Raw genomic sequence first — 18,846 nt, 5'->3', positions numbered from 1 at the left:
CTGCTCTGGCAACCAGCCAACCGTCCATTCATCCAACCATCCAGCACTTCACATGTTCAGCATTGACCAGAACTGCCATAGCCTGTGGGACACGCTGCCCAAGCTCCACGCCCTCGCCGCGCACGGCCACTGCGTGACGCACTTCATCGAGGACATTGATGTCGCCTTCACCGCGATGGGGGCGTCGGTGGACGATGCCGTGCTGCACCTGGCCCGCGAGCGCTTCCACCGCAGCGGCGGGCAGGACTGGGGCGCGGCGCTCTTCTACTCGGACTTCCTGGGCAAGCTGCCGGTGGAGATTCGCCGCTGGGAGCCGCTCACGGGCCTCCAGACGAAGACCCTGGCGAAACAACTCGGCCGCTCGGTGGACGAACTCTACGACCAGTTCAGCCCCGGCGACACCTGGCAGCTCATCGGCTCCAGCTACATCGGCGACCGCGACCACCACCGCGTGATCGGCGACCTCGCCGTCCGCGAAATCCGCGACTTCCTGCTCGACCTCGTCGAGCGAGCCAAGGCCAACATGCTCCGCTCGTTTCCGCGCCGCGACTCGCAGGAGCGGCTCCACGGCTGGTTCAGCGAGGAGCAGGCGCGCCTCTCGCGCCTGCTCGAGCGCCACGCCGGCGATGGCCTCGTGGACCTCTACCGAAGCTGGCTCGGCGAGCACCTCGGCGCCGGCCAGGTAACGCTCGGCCTCACGTCGTCGCTCTTCGCTTGCGGGGCCGATGCCGCGCGCACGGCCCTGCTGGACGCGTTCGCGGCCGACTATGAGCGGGGCGCCCGCCTCTACAACGAGGCCCTGGCCGAGACCGACGCGGACCTGCGCCCGTTGGACGCCGCCTGCGGCGAACTGCCCTTCTTCGCCATCCAGGACTTCGAGGGCCACCTCGTGCGCACCGCCGCGTTCCTGCGCGGGGACGCCGTGCAGTTCGGCCGGCAGGCGTTCCGCCTGGCCGAGGGCCGCCGCCTGCCCGTCGGCGAGATGGCGGAGGCGGGCATCCGCTGCCTGGCCGGCAAAGCCGTGCTGCTCGTCACCCAGGCGCGCCTCGGCCCCCACGGCGCGCCGCTCGCCCTCCCCTATCGCGGTTCGCTCTACATGCCCACGGCCCATCGCCTCGCCGCCAAGCTCGCCGAGGCCGGCCTCCTCCCCGGCGGCCTGAAGCCGCTCGTCCGCGTGCGCTTCCGCCTGCTCGACCACTTGCGCTCGCTCGACACCCCCATCTGCCTGCCCGACCACCTGGCCGACTGCTTCGGCCAGCGCGAGGTCGCCGCGAGAGAGCTGGGCGAGAACTGGGCCGGCATCGCCGCTCAGGCGGCGAAGAGCCTGGCCAGCCTGCGCGACGACGCCTCCCGCAGGCGCTGGCAGGCCGAGCGCTTCCCCGAGCTGGCCGGCCGTATCGCCGAGCTGGAGGCCCGCCGACGCGCGATGTCGCAGGGCAGTTGCACGCCCGAGCAGATGAGCGCGATCTGGAAGGAGATCAAGAGCCTTCAGGGAGAGCTGCTGGACCGGACCTTGAGGGGCATCGCGCGCGACTGGCAGCTCCGCGAGCTCGACTACTGGGATTCGCGCGGCGCCCTCCTCCCCTGGAGCATCGCCCTGGGCGGACGGGACTTCTATGCCCGCCTCGTGGCCGAGGCGGCGGTGTACGAGGAGCCGGTTCCTGCTTGCCGGTAACGCAGCCCGCCGGTACAATACGCGCTCAGCGTGTTGAGTTCCCACGCGCCTCCGGAGGCGCTGGTGCGACGATAGAAGACCCGCAGTGTCCGCAGCGGCCGGGAAATCGCCCCCATCCCCTTCGTCAGCGCCTCGCTCGCCCCAGCGGCTGCACTACCGCGTGCGGAGCTCCATGTGGTATGTCACCACCGCCTGGGTGTTCGGCGCCGCCTGGATGTACACGACGGGCGTCGGCGCGGCGCCCACCCGCTACGGCCGCCTGCTGGGGATGTCGGACTTCCAGTTCGGCCTGCTCGCCGCGCTGCTCTCGGCGTCCGCCGCGCTCCAGCTCCCGGCCAGCTACTTCGTCGAGCGGTACGGCTTCCGCAAGTCCGTGCTCCTCGTGGCCGGCATCATCCATCGGGCGCTCTGGCTGGCGATTGCGCTCGTGCCCTGGCTCTTGCCGCGGGCCTGGTGGTGGCCCGGGTTGGTCCTCTTCATGACGGCCTCGGCGTCGTTCAGCAACATCGCGACGCCCGGCGTGCTCTCGTGGTTCGCCGATCTGGTTCCCGAGCGCGTCCGGGGCCGCTACTTTTCGCGCCGCGCGCAGATCGGGCAGTTCGTGGGGCTGGCGATGACGCTGATCGTGGGCGAGGTGCTCGACCTGGCCACCCCTCTGGGCGACGAGGTGGTGCGCCGCACCATCAGCCTCCTGTTCACCGCCGCGGCGCTCAGCGGCATCGCCGACTTCGTCACGCTCACCCGGGTGCCCGACACGAAGCACCACCCGGACCCCACGCTGCGTCTCCGCACGCTTCTCCTCAAGCCGTGGCGCGACCGGAACTTCCGCTGGTTCGTGGGCTTCTCGGCCACGCTCAACTTCGGCCTGATCTACGTGGGGCAGTACATCTGGCTCTACGTCTTCGACGTCGTCGGCATGACGAACCGCCAGGCGAACTTCCTCCTCATGATCGTCCCCATCCTGATCGGCCTCGTGTCGTACCCGGTCTGGGGCAAGATCGTGGACCGCTGGGGCTGCAAGGCCACGCTGATCGTGGCCGGCGTGCTGATCAGCCACGGGGCCGCGGCCTGGATCTTCGTGACCCGGGAGACCTGGTGGGTCGGCTACTCGGCGGCCGTCGTGGCAATGGCGGCCTGGCCGGGGGTGGACCTGGCGAGCTTCAGCCTGCTCCTGCGCATGGGCGGCTCGGACGATGGCCGCCGCCAAGGCAGCGCCTACATTGCCGCGAACAGCCTGGTGGTCGCGGCGGCGGGGCTGCTCAGCGGGCTCTTCGGCGGCTCGATGGCCAAGCTCTTCGCCGACTGGCAGGGCTCGCTCTTCGGTTGGCCCATGACCTACCACGGGCTGCTGTTCCTCATCTCGGGCGGCCTGCGGCTTCTGGCGCTCGCCTGGCTCCTCGGGCTCAAGGAGCCGCAGGCGGCCAGCACGCTCACGGCGGTGCGATACATTGTCGGCGCCCTCTACTCGAACATGCAGCATGCCGTCTACATGCCGGTGCGGCGCCTCATCCGCTTCGGGCGCTGGGCCTACACGCTCTCGCGCTGGCGTCTGTTGCGCCCCGTCCTGCGCCTGTTCCGCTAGCGGTTGCATTGCGCCCGGGGCGCGGGTAAGATCGCGCACCTGAAGAAGAATCCCCCCTCCGAGGGAGCGCCTTGGCCAGCCCCGAGAGTTCGCAGGACGCCCGTCCCCCCCGGCCCCTCGACGTGCGCGAGGCGATGTGGCGCATCATGGTCGCCTGGATGTTCGGCGCGGCCTGGATGTACACCACCACGAGCGTGGCCCTCACCAAGTTCGCCCAGTGTCTCGGGCTGCCGCTCTTCTGGTACGGAGTGCTCGGCTCGTTGCCGCTCATCGGGGCCGTGACGGCGCTGCCGACCAGCTACTTCCTTGCCCGATACGGGCACCGCAAGCGGGTGTTCCTCATCGCGGGCATGGGCTACCGCTCGATCTGGGTGCTGATCGCGCTGATCCCCTGGGTGCTGCGGGCCGCGTGGTGGTGGCCGGCCCTTCTGCTGCTCAAGGCGGCCTCGTCGCTGGGCGCGTATGTGATGAGCCCGGCCGTGCTCTCGTGGTTCGCCGACGTCATCCCGCACCGCGTGCGGGGCCGCTACTTCTCGCGCTGGAGCCAGGGCGGGCAGCTCGTGGGCCTGCTGGCCACGCTCGTGGTCACGCACTTTCTCGACTGGGCCGAGCCTCGCGGCCAGCTTGTGCTGCTCCGCACGCTGAGCGCGACCTTCGCCGCGGCCTCGCTCCTGGGGGTGGCCGATTTCCTCTGGCTGCTGCCCATTCCCGACGTCGGCCATCGCCCCGACCCGCAGATCACCCTGGCCAAGCTCTTCCGCGAGCCGCTCGCCGACCGCAGCTTCCGTTGCTACCTCGCCTTCAACGCCACGCGCATGCTCAGCCTGGGTTACCTGGGGCAGTACGTGTACCTCTACGTTTCCAACGAGCTGGGCATGAGCAGCCAGATGACGAACATGATGGTCCTCGTGGTCCCCACGCTCATCTCGCTGCTGGCGATGGGCGTGTGGGGCAAGCTGGTGGACCGCCTCGGCTGCAAGCCGGTGCTCGTCATCGGCACCTTCGGCGTCATCCACGGCGCCGTGGCGTGGATTCTGGTGACGCCCGAGGAGCCGTGGCTCGGCTACGTGGCGGTGCTGGCCTCGGTGGTGGCCTGGACCGGCGTGGACGCCGCGAGCTTCAACCTGATGCTGCGGCTCAGCGCGTCCCACGGCGGCCGCCGTCAGGGCAGCGCCTACCTGGCGCTCAACAGCGTGGCCATCGCGGCGGCGGGAGCGCTCAGCGGCGTCCTGGGCGGCACGGTGGCCGGCTGGCTGGGCAGGGACTGGCACGGGGCCCTCCTGGGCCTGCCGCTGACCTACCACGGCGTGCTTTTCATCATCTCGAGCGCCCTCCGCGTGCTGGCGCTCCCGTGGGTCTTCCTGCTTCACGAGCCGGGGGCGAGCCGGCCCACCGCCGTCGTGCAGTACGTCCTCGACGCGGTGCAGGACCGGCTCCTCCAGGTCATCCTGCGTCCGCTCGATGCCGTGCGACAGCGCGGGCGCCAGGGTCCGGACGCCGATACCGACGACGACACCTAGGAGACGGCGGCATGCCTCGCCAGGGTCCCCTCGCCGACCTACTCGTGCTCGATGTCACACGCGTCCTCGCCGGGCCCTTCGCAGGCATGGTGCTGGCCGACCTGGGGGCAGACGTGATCAAGATCGAGCGCCCCGACGGGGGCGACGACGCGCGGGCCTTCGGCCCCTTCCGCAATGGCGTGAGCGCCTACTTCGCCAGCGTGAACCGAGGCAAGAAGGGCCTCACGCTCGACCTCCAGAAGCCGGCGGGCCGCGACCTGTTCCTGCGCCTCGCCGAGAAGGCCGACGTGGTCCTCGAGAACTTCCGCCCCGGCGTCATGGCCCGCCTGGGCCTCGGCTACGAGACGCTGCGCCGACGGAATCCTCGCCTCCTCTACGCGGCGGTGTCGGGCTTCGGCCAGGCCGGCCCCTACGCCCACCGCCCGGCGTACGACGCCGTGATCCAGGCGATGGGCGGCCTCATGAGCCTCACGGGCGAGGAAGGCGGGCCGCCCGTCCGCGTCGGCGTCTCGATCGGCGACATCGCCGCCGCCCTGTGCACCGTCATCGGCATCCTCGCCGCCCTGCACCGCCGCGAGGCCACCGGCGAGGGCCAGATGGTGGATGTGGCGATGCTCGACTGCCAGCTCGGGATTCTCGAGAACGCCATCGCCCGCTACTTCGTCAGCGGCCAGGTGCCCACGCGCCTCGGCACGCGCCACCCCAGCATCACGCCCTTCCAGGCCTTCGAGGCGGCCGATCGGGCGATCGTGGTGGCCATCGGGAACGACCGCCTGTGGGAGACCTTCTGCCGCGCCGTGGGCCGGGACGATCTGCTGGCCGACGAGCGCTTCCGCACGAACGACCTCCGCACGCGCCATCACGCCGAGCTCGAGCCGCTGATGCAGGCGCTCTTCCGCGAGCACACGGCCGACTGGTGGCTCGCTGAACTCGAGCGTGCGGGCATTCCCGCCGGCCCCATCAACACCATTGACCGCCTGGCCACGGACCCGCAGGTCGCCGCGCGCGGGATGCTTCAGGACGTGCTCGATCCCGTGGCCGGCCCGATGACGATGGCAGGGGTGCCGATCAAGCTCTCGGCGACGCCGGGCGCCATCGCTGGCCCGGCCCCTCGCCTGGGCGAGCACACGGAGGAGGTGCTGGGGCGACTGCTGGGGATGAGCGCGGAGGCAATTGGCCGCTTGCGAGGTGACGGGGTGGTGTGAGGGCGCATGGACCGATAGGACCGATGGGACACCTGTGCCAGCTTGGTCCTATCCGTCCTATCGGTCCTATCGGTCCTATCAGAGGGCCTCCCCGCCCCGTTTCGCCTCCGCCAGGTCGTGCGGCGCGCCGCACCTGGGGCAGTTCACCTGCGGCCGGGAGAAGCCCGGCGGGATCTTCAGGTGGGCGCCGCACCCGCACGCGATGAACAGGAAGCCGCCCAGGCGGCGGAACATGTCCATCGCCTCGTGCGCGCGCCGGAGGCGCTCCTCCTTGCTTTCCTGTGCCGGCGGGGCCGCGGCGGGCGGCCGCACGGGGGCGGCCTTGGGCGCGCCGCTGAAGACGGCGGCCGAGGCGAGCTTCTCGCCCTTGTGGAACTTCTGCCAGGCGGCCTGATAGTCGGCCATTCCCGCGCTGTGGCCCATGCTGCGCAGGATCGCGATCCGCTCCTCGACCGGCGGGTGGGTGCTCATGAGGGCCGAGGCGCGCTCTTCGAACGACTTGACGGGATGGACGATGTAGAGGTGCGCGGTGGCGCGGTTGGCGGCCTCGAGCACCTCGCGGTCGCCGCTGATCTTCTCGAGGGCCGAGGCCAGGCCCTCGGGGTAGCGGGTGAGGGCAGCGGCGGAGGCGTCGGCCAGGTACTCGCGCCGCCGCGAGCAGGCCAGGTAGAGCAGCCGGGCCACGATGGGGGCGAGAATCGCCGCGATGATGGCCAGGATGACGAAGATCGCCTGCGCCCCACCCTGGTCGCGCGAGGAGCGCCGCCGCCGAACCCCGGCCCCCGAATACCACATGCCTCGCAGGAACATGTCGGCCAGCAGCGCCACGGCGCCCACGAGGATCGCCGCGAGGGTCATGTAGAGCATGTCGCGGTTCTTCACGTGCGACAGCTCGTGGGCCATCACGCCCTGAAGCTCGTCGCGGTTGAGCTTCATCAGCAGGCCCTTCGTGATGGCCACGGCCGCGTGCTGCGGGTCGCGCCCCGTGGCGAAGGCGTTCATCGCCGTGTCGTCTATGATGTAGACCCTGGGCATCGGGATGCCCGCGGCGATGGCCATCTCCTCGACGACGTTGAAGAGCTGCGGGTGGTCGCGCTTCTGAATCTCGCGGGCACCGCTCATCGCGAGCACGGCGCTCGGGCCGGCGAAGTAGGCGAACAGGTTCATCGCCACGGCGATGATGACGGCGATGGCGACGCCGCCCACGCCGGCGCCGGGGGCGAACGCCTCGCCGATGACGTACCCCAGCACCACCAGCACGCTCGTGAGGCCGAGCACGAGAAGCCACGACTTGATCTTGTTGGCGCGGATCAGCTCAAACACGGCTAACCACCATCCGGGGCGTCAAGCCCTTCAGAGGTCGTTCGGCAGGCTCGCGATGACGGCGCAGTGGCGGCTAGCGCAGGTCCACCTTCGGCACGGCCTTCTCCTCCTCGGGCGCGGCGAAGAACTCGGCTTTCTGGAAACCGCTCATGTTGGCGATGATGTTCGTCGGGATCACCTCGGTCTTCGTGTTATAGACCATCACCGAGTCGTTGTAGTACTGGCGGGCAAAGGCGATCTTGTTCTCGGTGGAGGTGAGCTCCTCCTGGAGCTGCGAGACGTTCTGGTTGGCCTTGAGGTCGGGGTAGTTCTCCATCACGGCGTAGAGGCCGGCCAGGGCGCGCGTGAGGCCCGCCTCGGCGGTGGCTGCGGCCGCCGGGCCTTGCGCCGCCACGGCCACGTTGCGGGCCTTCGTGACGTTGGTGAGCACCTCCTGCTCGTAGCCCATGTAGTCCTTCACCACCTCGACGAGGTTCGGGATGAGGTCGTGGCGGCGCTTGAGCTGCACGTCAATCTGCGCCCAGGCGTTCTTCACGTTGTTGCGGGCGCGCACCAGCCCGTTGTAAGCGGCCACGAACCACAGGATGAGCAACACCACCACGCCGAGCACGATCAGGCCAGCGGTTCCCATTCTCGTCTCCTACTGCTCCGGGGTACGGGGCTGAGGCTGTCTTGCGTCGAACAGTTTCCTGAGGACGGCGGCCCCGTGCGCCTCGTGGTCGGCGGCCTCCTGGGGCGCGGGGGCCGAGGCGGCGAGAATCTGCTCGAGCTCGCCCTTGTCCAGCCAGATGCCGTCGCCGTGGGCGCACTTGTCCACCACGACCTCGGTGCTGCCGTAGCGGTCCTTGATGAGCTTGTGCACGCAGATGGGGCAGTCGCGGTCGGGCGCCCCGAGCGAGGCGTCGGGCTGCGCCTTCGGCGGCACCGCCGAGCCGACCAGGGCCTCGAGCTCCCCGCCATCGAGCCACACGCCCCCGCAGAGGACGCACGTGTCCACCTCCACGTCCTTGTACTCGACGGCGATCATCGGCTCGCGGCATGCGGGGCACTGAAGCACGCGCACTAGGGCACTCCTTCCGCGCACATCATAGTGTCGGCCATCGGGCATGTCAAGTAAACCGGATGAATCCGCGTTAATGGCCCAGCGGCGATTTGGGCCCTTGGCGCCCGACGCGCCCCTGGCCAGCATCGGCTCTGCAAACTGCTCCCACGCCTATACTTAGAGAACCAGCTCGATCGGCCGAACCGCCGAAGGTATCAGGGGTCAAGGGAGGCGGAGATCGTGGCTCTGAGGGGCCTTTGCGGCGGTTTTTTCAGGCGAGAGCAATGTCACTCTAAGCGGCTGGCGCACCTACACATGCACTCACTGAATCGCGCGCACCTCCGCCTTCGGGGCAAGCTCCGCCACCTGGCCCGCTGTGATGCGGCCCGCCGCGTCGCTGGACGCCTGCGCGGCGCCGCAGGCCACCGCAAGGCGGAGGGCCTCGCCCATCGGGGCGCCCCGCACCATTCCCGCCAGGTAGCCGGCAAGAAAGGCATCGCCGCATCCCACGGTGTTCCTGGCATGGGGAATCGCGACCGCGCAGGCGAGCGCTCGGACCGCACTCACGGCCAGCGCCCCACGCCGGCCCCGAGTGAGGAGCACGGTGCCCACGCGGTCCAGCAGCGAGCGAGTCGCCTCCAGAAGCTCGGCGTCCGACGCCTCCGCCAGGCGGCGCCCGAGGCACTCGCCAAGTTCCTCGACATTGGGCTTGATCAGGAGCGGGTGCGCTGCCAGCGCGCGGGACAGCGCCGAGCCGTTGAGGTCGGCGGCCACTGGCGCTCCCCGCTCGCGGCAGGCGGCGAGAAGCGCCTCGAGGTGAGCCCCGCTCATTCCCGGCGGCAGGCTGCCGCAGAAGACGACGAGCGCGTCGGGCGACGCAAGCGCCGCGAGCTTCGCGTGCAGCGCCCCGATCTCGTCGGGGGTCACGCAGGCCCCCTGCTCGCGGATGTGGGTGTCGGTGCCCCGTTCGGGGTCGAGCAGCGTGGTGCAGGTGCGGGTGGGCGCGGCCACGGGCACGAGTTCCACGGCCACCGGCATCGGCGCGAAGCTCTCGCGGAAGAGGGCCAGTTCCGCCGCGCCCACGAGGCCCGTGACCACGGACGGCACGCCCAGCGCGGCCAGGCACCGGGCCACGTTCACCCCCTTGCCGCCCGGCTGGAGGCGCACCAGGCGGCCCTGGAGGTGGCCGCCCAAGGTCAGGCCCGGCACCTCGAGGGTTCGATCCACCGACGTGTTTGGGGTGACGGTGATGACGGTCAAGGTCGGCTACTTCGCTTCGGGCGCCGGCTGGGCAGGCGTCGCCTCCTTGGGGGCGGGCGGCGGGGGCGCGGCGGCGGGCTCCCGCTTCTCCGGCGGCGGCGGAAGCCCCAGCTCCTCCCTGGCCAGCCTGCGGAATTGCGAGCCCCGCTCGATCAGGCCGTCCTTCATCGCGGCCTTCTCGTCGTCGGGAACATCGTCCATCGGCAGCATCCTGTCGAGGGCGATCGGGTAGCTGCGGATGTCGTAGAGCCGCCCGGGCCACAGCACCTCGGTGAAGAAGTCAATGGGGAACTGCTCGAACCAGGGCGGTGTGATGTGGACGATCAGGCGTTTGCGAATGTAGCCGGGCTTCTCGACGATGATCTCGTGAGCCCCGTACCAGTCGAACGTGAAGCGCGCCGGCGAGCCCCCCTCGAGGATCTGCCCATCGAACTCCACGCGCGCCCCCGGCGGGCGGGTCATGATCTCGATCTCCTTGTGGACGCATCCGCCCAGGGCCAGGAGCCCCAGAACCATCGTGGCTCGCTTCATCGCCGTCCGCCTCAGACTTCCAGGATCGAGACCTCGAGCGACTCCGTGTCCAGCAGCGCCACCGTGCACTTGCCCTCGACCCAACCGCAGCACTCGCCGGGGTTGAGCAGCAGCGGAGGGCCCGCCTCCACGTGGGGCTGGTGCGTATGGCCGAAGACGATGACATCCGTGCCCGTGCGTTGCTCGGGCGGCAGCTTGGTCAGGTGGTGGACGATGGTGATGCGTCGCCCGCCCAGCTCGATGCGATGCGGCTCGGGATGGATGCACGGGGTAAGCCGGCTGATCCCCTCTCGCTCGCCGTCGTTGTTCCCGAACACCCCGGTGAAGGGGATTCCGCTCTGGACGAGCACCTTCACGGCGAACGGCGCCACATAATCGCCCGCGTGGACGATGTGCTGAACCCGACGCCTGCGGAACAGTTCCACGGCGGCGCGCAGCTTCGGCACGTTGTCGTGGCTGTCGGAGATCACGCCGATGAGCACGCGGGCCCCTTTCTCTTCAATGCCTCGATGGTAGCAGCCGCCGCCTTGCCTGTCAAGCCAGCGGCCCGGCGCGGCGCGGCGGGGTCCTCCCGCCCTCCTGCCGTTCGACTTGCCCCAGGCGTTGCCGGGCGCTACCATTGCGCCCCACACTCAGGAGAACCCGCATGCCCCTCGAAACCCCCTTCGCCACCACCCCTTTCGCCTGGTACCGCGTGAGTTTCCGCGCCAAGGCCCCCGCGGGAGCCATGATCGCCGCCGTGTCGTTCGGTCCCGACGGCCAGCCCCTCGATGCCGATCACCACACGGGCATTGACCCCTCGACCGAGTGGACGGAGCAGGCCTTCTGCACCCGAGGCAAGGCCGGCGGCGTCCACGCCCTCATCCGCGCCAATCCGCCCGAGCTGGCCAACTGCGTGCGCGACGTCGCCGTCCAACCCGTCGTCCGTCCCGCCGTGGCCGAGTGGGCCGATGCGGTCTGGGCCGCTATGCCGGCGCTTGCCTGGCAACCCCCCGGCGACCGCTGGCACGGCCTGGCCAACACCGCTGCCGCGCTGGGGGCCATAGGACCCAGAGGACAGATGGGACGGACGGGACAGGCATGGGAAGCGGCAAGAGCCCCGCAGGACGGTGCCAACCGCCCTATCGGTTCCAGCCGTCCCTTCCGCGTCGTCATGCTGGGCGATTCGATCGTCAACGACACAGGCAACTCGCCGTGGGACGTGCTCGTCGAGCGCCGGCACCCAGGCCTGCGCCTGGAGGTCGTCACCAGCGTTCGCGGCGGCACGGGCTGCTGGCATTACAGGGACGCGGGCCGCGTGAAGCCCTACGTGCTGGACCACGAGCCCGACCTCCTGATGATCGGCGGCATCAGCCACAACAACGACACCGAAGCCATCCGCTCTGTCATCCGCCAGGTCAGAGAACACCTCCGCCCCGACATCCTGCTGATGACCGGCCCCTTCGGCAAGGGCCGCGACCCTCGGATGCTGAGGGGCTGGTCGCCCGTGGTCACGCCCGACGGCTCCGATTACCGCAGCCGCCTCCTCGCGCTCGCCCGCGACGAGGGCTGCGGCTTCCTCGACCTCGAGGGCGCCTGGGGCTCCTATCTCCTCGCCACCGACCGCCCCTACGAGTGGTTCCTGCGCGACCCCGTCCACGCCAATACGCGCGGCGGCATGCTCCTCGGGCGCGTCCTCGAGCGCTTCCTCGCCTGACGCCCCACGCCCCACGCCCGGCATCGCTTCGCCGGACTCGACCCCGTCGCTTCGCTCAAGACTCCGGAGGGGTCGCCCGGAGGCACGCGAGGCAAGGAGCGGCCCGCCCCAGGCGGTCCTCCATGTGGCGCGAGTGCTCCCAGCGAGCCGTGCCTTGACTCCCTGCGCGAACCGCCGTAGAATCCCATCGTTCCGAGCCACTGGCCACGAGACCTGATTCGGCAGGGAAATCCATCATGGGGCGAGTCGTCAGGATCGAGGGGGAGCCACGGGAGGCGGGGCGGGCGTACGGCGAGCTCGTTGCGCCTCTTCTCCGCGAGCGGGTCGCCGAGATGTGGCAGGTCAGCCGCGCCGGCCGTTTTGGCCAAGCCCAGCTCGACGAGCGCGGCGAGCGCTTCCGCGGCTGCGTCGAGCAGATCGCGCCCGAGTGGCTGGACGAGGCGGAGGGGATCGCGGCGGCCGCGGGGGTGAACGTCAGCGATCTGTTCATCCTCAACGCCCTTCCCCGCGGCTTCTGGGACACGCAGACGTGCGGCTGCACCTCGTGCCTCGTCGTCGGCGCCCAGTCGGCCAACGGCGCCACCCTGCTGCACAAGAACCGCGACCTGGTGAACTCGCCGCAGGACTTCCACCTGCGTCGCACGCCCGCCGGGCGCCAGCTCTTCGTCTCGCGCGACACGGGCACGCTGGGCTTCGGCCACTTCCACGGCGACCAGGCCCTCGCCGGCGCCAACAACACCGGCTCGTGGATCAAGCCCGACGAGTTGCGCGAGTGCGCCCTGGCCTGCACCCACCTGCTGCGCCTCGTGGCCGAGCGCGCCGCCACGTGCGACCAGGCCGTGGCCGTGCTCGAGGACGCTGTGGCCCGCGAGGTGGCCGGCGCCTCGGGGAGCTGCCGCGGCATGATCTTCCTCGTCGGCGAGCCGGGCAAGGGCGTGGTCGTCGAGATGACCTCGAAGCGCCTCGCCTGCCGCGAGGTGCGCGATGCCACGCTCATCCGCACCAACCACTTCCTCCTCGACGAGATGCAGGCCACCCTTTCCGAGCCGCCGCAGCCGAACACCCTGCGGCGCTACGAGCGGGCGCACCAACTGCTCGACCCGCTGCCCACGAAGAATGTGCCCGACCTGATCCGCATGTCGCGCGACCACGCCGACGGCCCCGACTCGATCTGCTCGGACAACTGGCAGCACATCTTCATGACTGTGTCGGCCTGCACCCACGTCGTGCGCCCGGGCGCCGACGACCCGCTGGCCCACACCCGCGTGCAGATGGGCAACACGCGGAACACCATCGCCATCCCCGTGCCGCGCGCCATTGACGGCCTGCCCGCCGAGTGTGTGGACGGCACAATGCACGCCCTCGCCCGCAAGCTGTACGCCCGCTACGGCGTCGGCGACCACCTCGCGCAGATCCAGGACGAGATGGAGCGCGAGATCGCCCGCGAGTTCGCCCAGGTCGGCGCCGCCGCCCGTTTCGCCGACCCCGCCCGCCTCCGCGAGCACCTCACCACCTTCGTCGCCCGCACGGTCGAGGGCGTCCGTGCCACTCTTGAGGGTCTTCTCGAATGAAACGGAAGCTGACCTCAGCACTGTGCCTGATCATCGTGCTCGGCGTGCTGGCCCGGGCCGAGGTGTGCAACCTCAAGGTCGTCACCGACGCCTCGCCCGACTACTCGGACATGGACAGCATGATCCACAGCATCACGAGCAAGTGGCCCACGCCCGCCGAGAAGTGCTGGGCGATGTTCTACTGGAACCACATCGCCCGCCGCCAGACGCAGCCCATGCATCTCCACGGCCTCGACCTCACCGACCCCATCCGCCAGTTCAACGACTACGGCTACACCATGTGCTCGACCATCGCGGGCATCAACTGCTCGATCTGGGACGCGATGGGCATGAAGGTGAAGTACTGGGACATCAGCCTGCACACGGTCTCGGAGGTGGAATACGACGGGCGCTACCATATCTACGACAACTCGATGTCGGCCATCTACACCCTGTGCGACGGCAAGACCATCGCCGGTGTGGAGGACGTGGGCAAGGAGGGCGCCTGCGCCGCCTCGGGCGGCCGCGTGGAGCCCGGCCACATCGCCCGCTACCACTGCCTCAACGCCACCAGCCCCCGCGGCTTCCTCACGGGGGCCGACTGCGAGCGTTCCCTCGAATCCGAATACGGCTGCTTCAATCCCAAGGGCATCAAGTACCGCTACTACTTCTACGATTGGGACCGCGGCCACCGCTACATCCTGAACCTGCGCGACGGCGAGGCATACACCCGCCACTACAAGAGCCTGGGCACCTCGGCGGAGTTCTACGTGCCCAACCACGGCAAGGACCCTGAGAGCGTGAACCCCCGCTACCGCATCCGAGGCAACGGCATCCGCACCTGGAAGCCGACGCTGCCAGAGGGCGGGATCACGGGCACCGACGCCGTCTTCAAGGTCGAGGGGGCCAACGTCATCACCGCCCTGGCCATCAAGGCCGCCTTCGAGCGGAAGGCCGAAGCCGATGTCGCCGCCCTCGCCGTCAGCACCACCAACGGCCTCGCCTGGGAAGAGGTGTGGAAGGCCGACAAGACGGGCAACGTGCCCCTCGACACCAAGCTTGTCGAGCCGGTCAACGGCGCCTACGAGGTGCTCGTCAAGGCCACGCTCAAAGGCGACGCCAAGCTCAAAGACATCGAGTTCACGGCCACCACGATGCTCAACAGCAAGACCCAGCCCAAGCTGCTCCTGGGCAGGAACACCGTCTACGTCGGCCTCGGCGAGCAGACCGGCTCCATCGTCCTCTGGCCCGACCTCCAAGGCTCTGCCTACAAGCCCTACGCGGTGGAGGAGAAGAACGTCGCCACGAAGGAAAAGCACCCGGGCTACATGGGCGTGATGTACGCCGCCCGGCCGAACGAGGAAGCCTACGTGGTCTTCCGCATTGACGCGCCGACGGACATCACGCGCGTGACCTACGGCGGCCGCTTCTACAACCGCGCCCCGAAGTCGCACATTGACCTCCTCCACTCCTTCGACGGCGGCAAGACCTGGAAGCAAACCTACTCCCTCACAGAAACCAAGCCGCCCTGGGACGTGATTCACTACGAGAAAGTGGAAGGCATACCTGCCGGCACACGCTCCGTCCTGACGAAGTACCTGTGGAACAGCTCCGCCGCCGGCACCGACGCATGCAGCCTCTACGCCGTCCGCATGGAGGTGAACCACCTCCCGAAGGCTCCAACACCTTCGGGAGGTTATCCCATCGAGGTCACCTTCGACTGGGACGAGGTGCAGAAGGACCGCTCGCGGGTCAACCGCCGCCACACCCAGATCGTCGAGAAGTTCCCCTGCCGCTACACCATCAACGTCGGCGGCCACGACCACCCCATCGTCAACTCCCTCCGCATCGCCAGCCTCCCGCAGGCTCCGAGACCTGCGGGAGGTTACTCGGACGGGAAAGACGTCGGCGGCGAGAAGTGGCTCTACAAGTGGGTCACTTACGGCAGGAATCTCGCCGAAGGCAAGCCCTACGCCTGCACCGTCCCCTCCGAAACCAACTGGGGCGCGGGCGATCCCGACGGGAAGAAGCTCACCGACGGCGTCGTGGGGCCGCCCTTCGTCGGCGGCGTCACGCCCAAGTTCGGCGCCGCGTGGAAACAGGGGCAGAAGCCCGAGGTTACCGTAGACCTCGGCAAGCCCGAGACCTGCGCCGCCTTCCGCATCCAGATCGGCGCCGGCTGGCCCTGGTGGGACGCCCTGAAGGGCGAGGTGAAGGACAAGGTGGAGGTCCTGACATCCCTCGATGGCAAGGACTTCGCCAGCCAGGGCTTCTTCGACTTCGGGCTCTACTGGAAGGACATCCCGATCAACCACTTCATGCCCGACGACGAGCAGGCCACGGGCTTCAACCACACCCTCATCCCGCCCAAGCCCGTGCCGGCGCGCTACGTCCGCTTCGCCATCACGCCCGCCCGCATCCTCACGGTCAGCGAGGTGCAGGTGCTCGACTCCGTCAGGTTCGAGCCCTTCGACCTCCGCATCGCCCTGCCCGACGAGACGCCGGCGGCGGGCCCCCGGTCCGAGGCCCCCGTAAGGTCCCGCGCCGCGGCCGCGACCGAGGCCGCGCCCGGCCCGCCCGCCACGGGGCCCACCGATGCCACCGCCCCTCCCCCTCAGGGAGCGCCCCGCCTCAGAGTCCACCGCGTCACCCAGCCGCCGAAGATAGACGGCGTCCTCGACGACAGGGCCTGGAGCGAGGCGAGCGGCAGCGCCACATTCCGCCAGACCAACGGCGAGGAACCCGCCGCCATGACCCGCCTCTACGTGGGCCAGGACGCGCAGGCCCTCTACATCGCCATCGAGTGCTTCGACACACCAGAGGCCATCCGGAACCTCAAGGCCAAGGTGGCCAAGCACGATGGCGAGGGACTCTACGAGGACGATTCCGTGGAACTCTTCCTGGACCCCGCCGGCCGCCGGACCTCGTATTACCAGGTCATGGTGAACTGCCGAGGGGTGACGTGGGACGCCTTCCACTCGTCCCCGGGAAACCCGGACCGAGGCTGGGAGCCGAAATATGCGGTGGGCGTAAGCGTGGCCAAGGACTCCTGGCAGGCCGAGTTCGCCTTCCCCTGGCCCATCTTCGACCGCAGCCCAGCCTTCGCTGCCGAGTGGACATTCAACGCCCTGCGCAACTGCCCCGCGCGGGCCGAGAACGACTACTGGGCCCCCGTCCATGCCCGCTCCGCGCACACGCCCGAACGCTTCGGCACGCTCACAGGCATCCTGGTCAAGGCGCCCACGGGCGACGCGCCCTGACGCCGCGCCCCCGGCAAGCCGCCCGCGCTCCCCTCGCGGCGACCCCGTTGACTCGGCTCCTCCTGAGCCATAGACTCCGCCACGGAGCACGACCATGGACACCGCCTCCCTGATCCAGGCATTCCTCGACTACCTGGCCGTGGAATGCGCCCTGGCCGTGAACACGCAGGATGCGTACGCCCGGGACCTCGCACTGTTCGCCGACTACCTGGAGCGTCGGTCCCAACCCGACGTCCGCACCGTGACGACGACGCTGGCCCTGGGCTTCCTGGCGGAGTTGAAGGACCGCGGCTACGCCGTCGGCACCATCGCGCGCATGCTCGTGGCGGTCAGAATGTTCTACCGCTACCTGGCGCTCGAGGGGCAGGTGGAGCGCAACGTCATGGCCGCGCTCGACTCTCCCCGGCTCTGGCGCCGGCTGCCGGCCGTCCTGAGCCCCGCGGAGGTGGATGCGCTCCTGGCCGCGCCGGACACGGCCACCCCCCTGGGCATCCGCGACAAGGCCATCCTGGAGGTCCTCTACGCCACGGGCGTGCGCGCCAGCGAGGTAACCTCGCTGAACACCGACAGCGTGCACCACGACTACGGCTATCTCCGCTGCCTTGGCAAGGGCTCGAAGGAACGAGTGGTCCCGATCGGCCGCGCGGCGGTAGACTGGGTTCGGCGTTACACAGCGGAGGTGCGCCCCGCGCTGGCCAGGGGACGGCCGGAGCCGGCGCTCTTCCTGTCACGCATCGGCCGCCGTCTCACCCGGCTCGCCATCTGGGCTCTGGTGAAACGCTACGCACGCCTGGCCGGGGTGCGCAAACAGGTCTCGCCCCACACCCTTCGGCACTCGTTTGCGACCCATCTGCTGGCGGGGGGGGCCGACCTGCGCTCGGTGCAGGAGATGCTCGGGCATGCCAGCATCATGACGACGCAAATCTACACGCACGTGGACAAGGACAGGCTCAAGGACGTCCACCGCCGCTTCCACCCGCGCGGCTGACGGGGGCCTTGAGCCGAACGGACCGCAGATCGGCGAGGAGGTTTCGCAGCGCGTCGTCGAGCTTCTCGGGGGTCTCGTATTCGCCTTCCTGAATCGCACGCTTCAGTTCCGCCAGCCGGGCGCGCTCTCCTGCCATAGCCCGCTTCCGCACGGGTTGTCCGCTGCGCTGCGTCCGCCTGTCCATCTTCTCAACACCTCTGCGCGCTGTGGTTCGGGGCGCCAACCGATCCTCTCCCTCTCCATTGAGTTAGTCGAGGGGAGTGCCGAAAACTTTAGCGCCAAGAACGCATCCAGCAGACGGCGTCGCTACAACCATAACCCGCACGCAACACAGGGTTTATGCCAGAGCGTCGGGCGCTCGGACACCTCGCCGCACCGGCGAGTCGCAATTTCCCACACGCGATCTCGCCGCCTGATTGGCCCCGCCACCGTCACCGCGCAACCCTCCGCACCTGCCGTGCGACCGCCGCGGCGAGGGCGCCCAGGTCATCATCGAATGCACGTGGGCGGACGAAGCCCGCGCAGCTCCGGGCGAGCATCAGGTTTGTCCCCCGCTCCTGCTGCTCGCGGTAGTCGGTCCGAACCCCGACCACGGGTTTGCCAAGAGCGTACGCATAGCCAACCTCAAAGGCAGTGCCCGAGTCGGCATCGGGTCCATCGAGCACGGCCACCACCACATCGCAGGCATCCAGACCTGCAAGACACTGGCGGAAGATCCGGGCGAACTGCTTCGCCGCCGGCGCGGCCGCGCTCAGGGGGATTTCCTGGGGCAACGTCACTGAACAGCCCAGACGCTGTTGCAGGTGGCTGGCGAACTCGCGGTTCCAGCTTCGCTCGTGCTGGGTGAACAGCGGCGCGGCAAGGTACACCTTCAGCGGTCGGGTCACCGAGCGCTCCAACGGGGTCTCCTCTCCAGTACTGACTTCGGAGGCAAACAGCGGCTGTGAAGCACGGCGGGCGGACGGGCGTGAGGCACGGCGCCTGGCCTAGGAGCCTGTCCAGAAATCCCCGTGGGCTGCGTTGCCGGCGTCAGCGGGCTGGATGCGAGGCGCGGCGACGCAGGCGATGCCCTGGAATGCATCGCTGAGGAGCCGCAACGTGGCAGCCGGCCCGCTGACGCCGCAACCCGAAGGGACGCCGCGACTTCAGGCCGCCCGCGGTGTCGCTCGTCGTCCGCGATGCGCTCCGTTGCATCGCCTCCTCCTCGCTCCTTG

General features: G+C 69.4%; 15 protein-coding genes. 8 read left to right on the top strand and 7 right to left on the bottom strand.

The window, feature by feature from the left end; translation table 11 throughout:
• The first annotated feature begins 52 nt into the window (after positions 1-52).
• From PLE19_19185 to PLE19_19170, 4 genes are all read left to right on the top strand, one after another.
• Complete coding sequence (locus tag PLE19_19185) at positions 53-1,675, top strand: hypothetical protein (protein HPD17073.1); 1,623 nt, start codon at positions 53-55, stop codon at positions 1,673-1,675.
• Between the two features lie 172 nt (positions 1,676-1,847).
• Positions 1,848-3,257: an MFS transporter gene (locus PLE19_19180; GenBank protein HPD17072.1), complete on the top strand. Its 1,410-nt coding sequence runs from the start codon at positions 1,848-1,850 to the stop codon at positions 3,255-3,257.
• Positions 3,258-3,328: 71 nt separating this feature from the next.
• The gene (locus PLE19_19175; GenBank protein HPD17071.1) at positions 3,329-4,777 is read left to right on the top strand and encodes an MFS transporter; all 1,449 of its coding nucleotides are present in this window, start codon (positions 3,329-3,331) and stop codon (positions 4,775-4,777) included.
• A gap of 11 nt (positions 4,778-4,788) precedes the next feature.
• The gene (locus tag PLE19_19170) at positions 4,789-5,982 is read left to right on the top strand and encodes a CoA transferase (protein ID HPD17070.1); all 1,194 of its coding nucleotides are present in this window, start codon (positions 4,789-4,791) and stop codon (positions 5,980-5,982) included.
• A gap of 78 nt (positions 5,983-6,060) precedes the next feature.
• On the opposite strand, the gene htpX is transcribed toward PLE19_19170, so the two are convergent.
• From htpX to PLE19_19140, 6 genes are all read right to left on the bottom strand, one after another.
• Positions 6,061-7,305 carry a zinc metalloprotease HtpX gene (htpX, locus tag PLE19_19165; protein ID HPD17069.1) on the bottom strand — a complete coding sequence of 415 codons (1,245 nt, stop codon included), beginning with the start codon at positions 7,303-7,305 and terminating at the stop codon, positions 6,061-6,063.
• Positions 7,306-7,378: 73 nt separating this feature from the next.
• Positions 7,379-7,936, bottom strand: coding sequence for a LemA family protein (locus PLE19_19160; protein HPD17068.1), 558 nt, complete (start codon positions 7,934-7,936; stop codon positions 7,379-7,381).
• Between the two features lie 9 nt (positions 7,937-7,945).
• Positions 7,946-8,368, bottom strand: a complete 423-nt coding sequence (locus PLE19_19155) for a zf-TFIIB domain-containing protein (GenBank protein HPD17067.1) — start codon at positions 8,366-8,368, stop codon at positions 7,946-7,948.
• A gap of 300 nt (positions 8,369-8,668) precedes the next feature.
• On the bottom strand, positions 8,669-9,607 hold the full coding sequence (locus tag PLE19_19150) for a hexose kinase (GenBank protein HPD17066.1): 939 nt from the start codon (positions 9,605-9,607) through the stop codon (positions 8,669-8,671).
• A gap of 6 nt (positions 9,608-9,613) precedes the next feature.
• Entirely contained in the window at positions 9,614-10,138 is a 525-nt protein-coding gene (locus tag PLE19_19145) for a PEGA domain-containing protein (protein HPD17065.1), read from the bottom strand.
• An 11-nt stretch (positions 10,139-10,149) separates the two neighbouring features.
• A complete protein-coding gene (locus tag PLE19_19140) occupies positions 10,150-10,758 on the bottom strand; it encodes a metallophosphoesterase (GenBank protein ID HPD17064.1) in 609 nt (202 codons plus the stop codon).
• A gap of 26 nt (positions 10,759-10,784) precedes the next feature.
• Between PLE19_19140 and PLE19_19135 the strand changes: the two genes are divergently transcribed.
• From PLE19_19135 to xerD, 4 genes are all read left to right on the top strand, one after another.
• Entirely contained in the window at positions 10,785-11,834 is a 1,050-nt protein-coding gene (locus PLE19_19135) for an SGNH/GDSL hydrolase family protein (GenBank protein ID HPD17063.1), read from the top strand.
• A gap of 236 nt (positions 11,835-12,070) precedes the next feature.
• Positions 12,071-13,405: a C45 family autoproteolytic acyltransferase/hydrolase gene (locus tag PLE19_19130; GenBank protein ID HPD17062.1), complete on the top strand. Its 1,335-nt coding sequence runs from the start codon at positions 12,071-12,073 to the stop codon at positions 13,403-13,405.
• Complete coding sequence (locus PLE19_19125; protein ID HPD17061.1) at positions 13,402-16,644, top strand: sugar-binding protein; 3,243 nt, start codon at positions 13,402-13,404, stop codon at positions 16,642-16,644. Before PLE19_19130 ends, PLE19_19125 begins: the two co-directional genes overlap by 4 nt.
• Before the next feature lie 94 nt (positions 16,645-16,738).
• Entirely contained in the window at positions 16,739-17,632 is an 894-nt protein-coding gene (gene xerD, locus PLE19_19120; GenBank protein ID HPD17060.1) for a site-specific tyrosine recombinase XerD, read from the top strand.
• Positions 17,633-18,063: 431 nt separating this feature from the next.
• On the opposite strand, the gene PLE19_19115 is transcribed toward xerD, so the two are convergent.
• The gene (locus tag PLE19_19115) at positions 18,064-18,519 is read right to left on the bottom strand and encodes a nucleoside 2-deoxyribosyltransferase (GenBank protein ID HPD17059.1); all 456 of its coding nucleotides are present in this window, start codon (positions 18,517-18,519) and stop codon (positions 18,064-18,066) included.
• Positions 18,520-18,846: the final 327 nt, after the last annotated feature.

The organism is Planctomycetota bacterium, from assembly GCA_035384565.1.
Classification (GTDB): Bacteria; Planctomycetota; PUPC01; order DSUN01; family DSUN01; genus DAOOIT01.
Note: the sequence above shows the minus strand (reverse complement) of the source record. Positions and strands in the feature narration are given on the sequence as shown.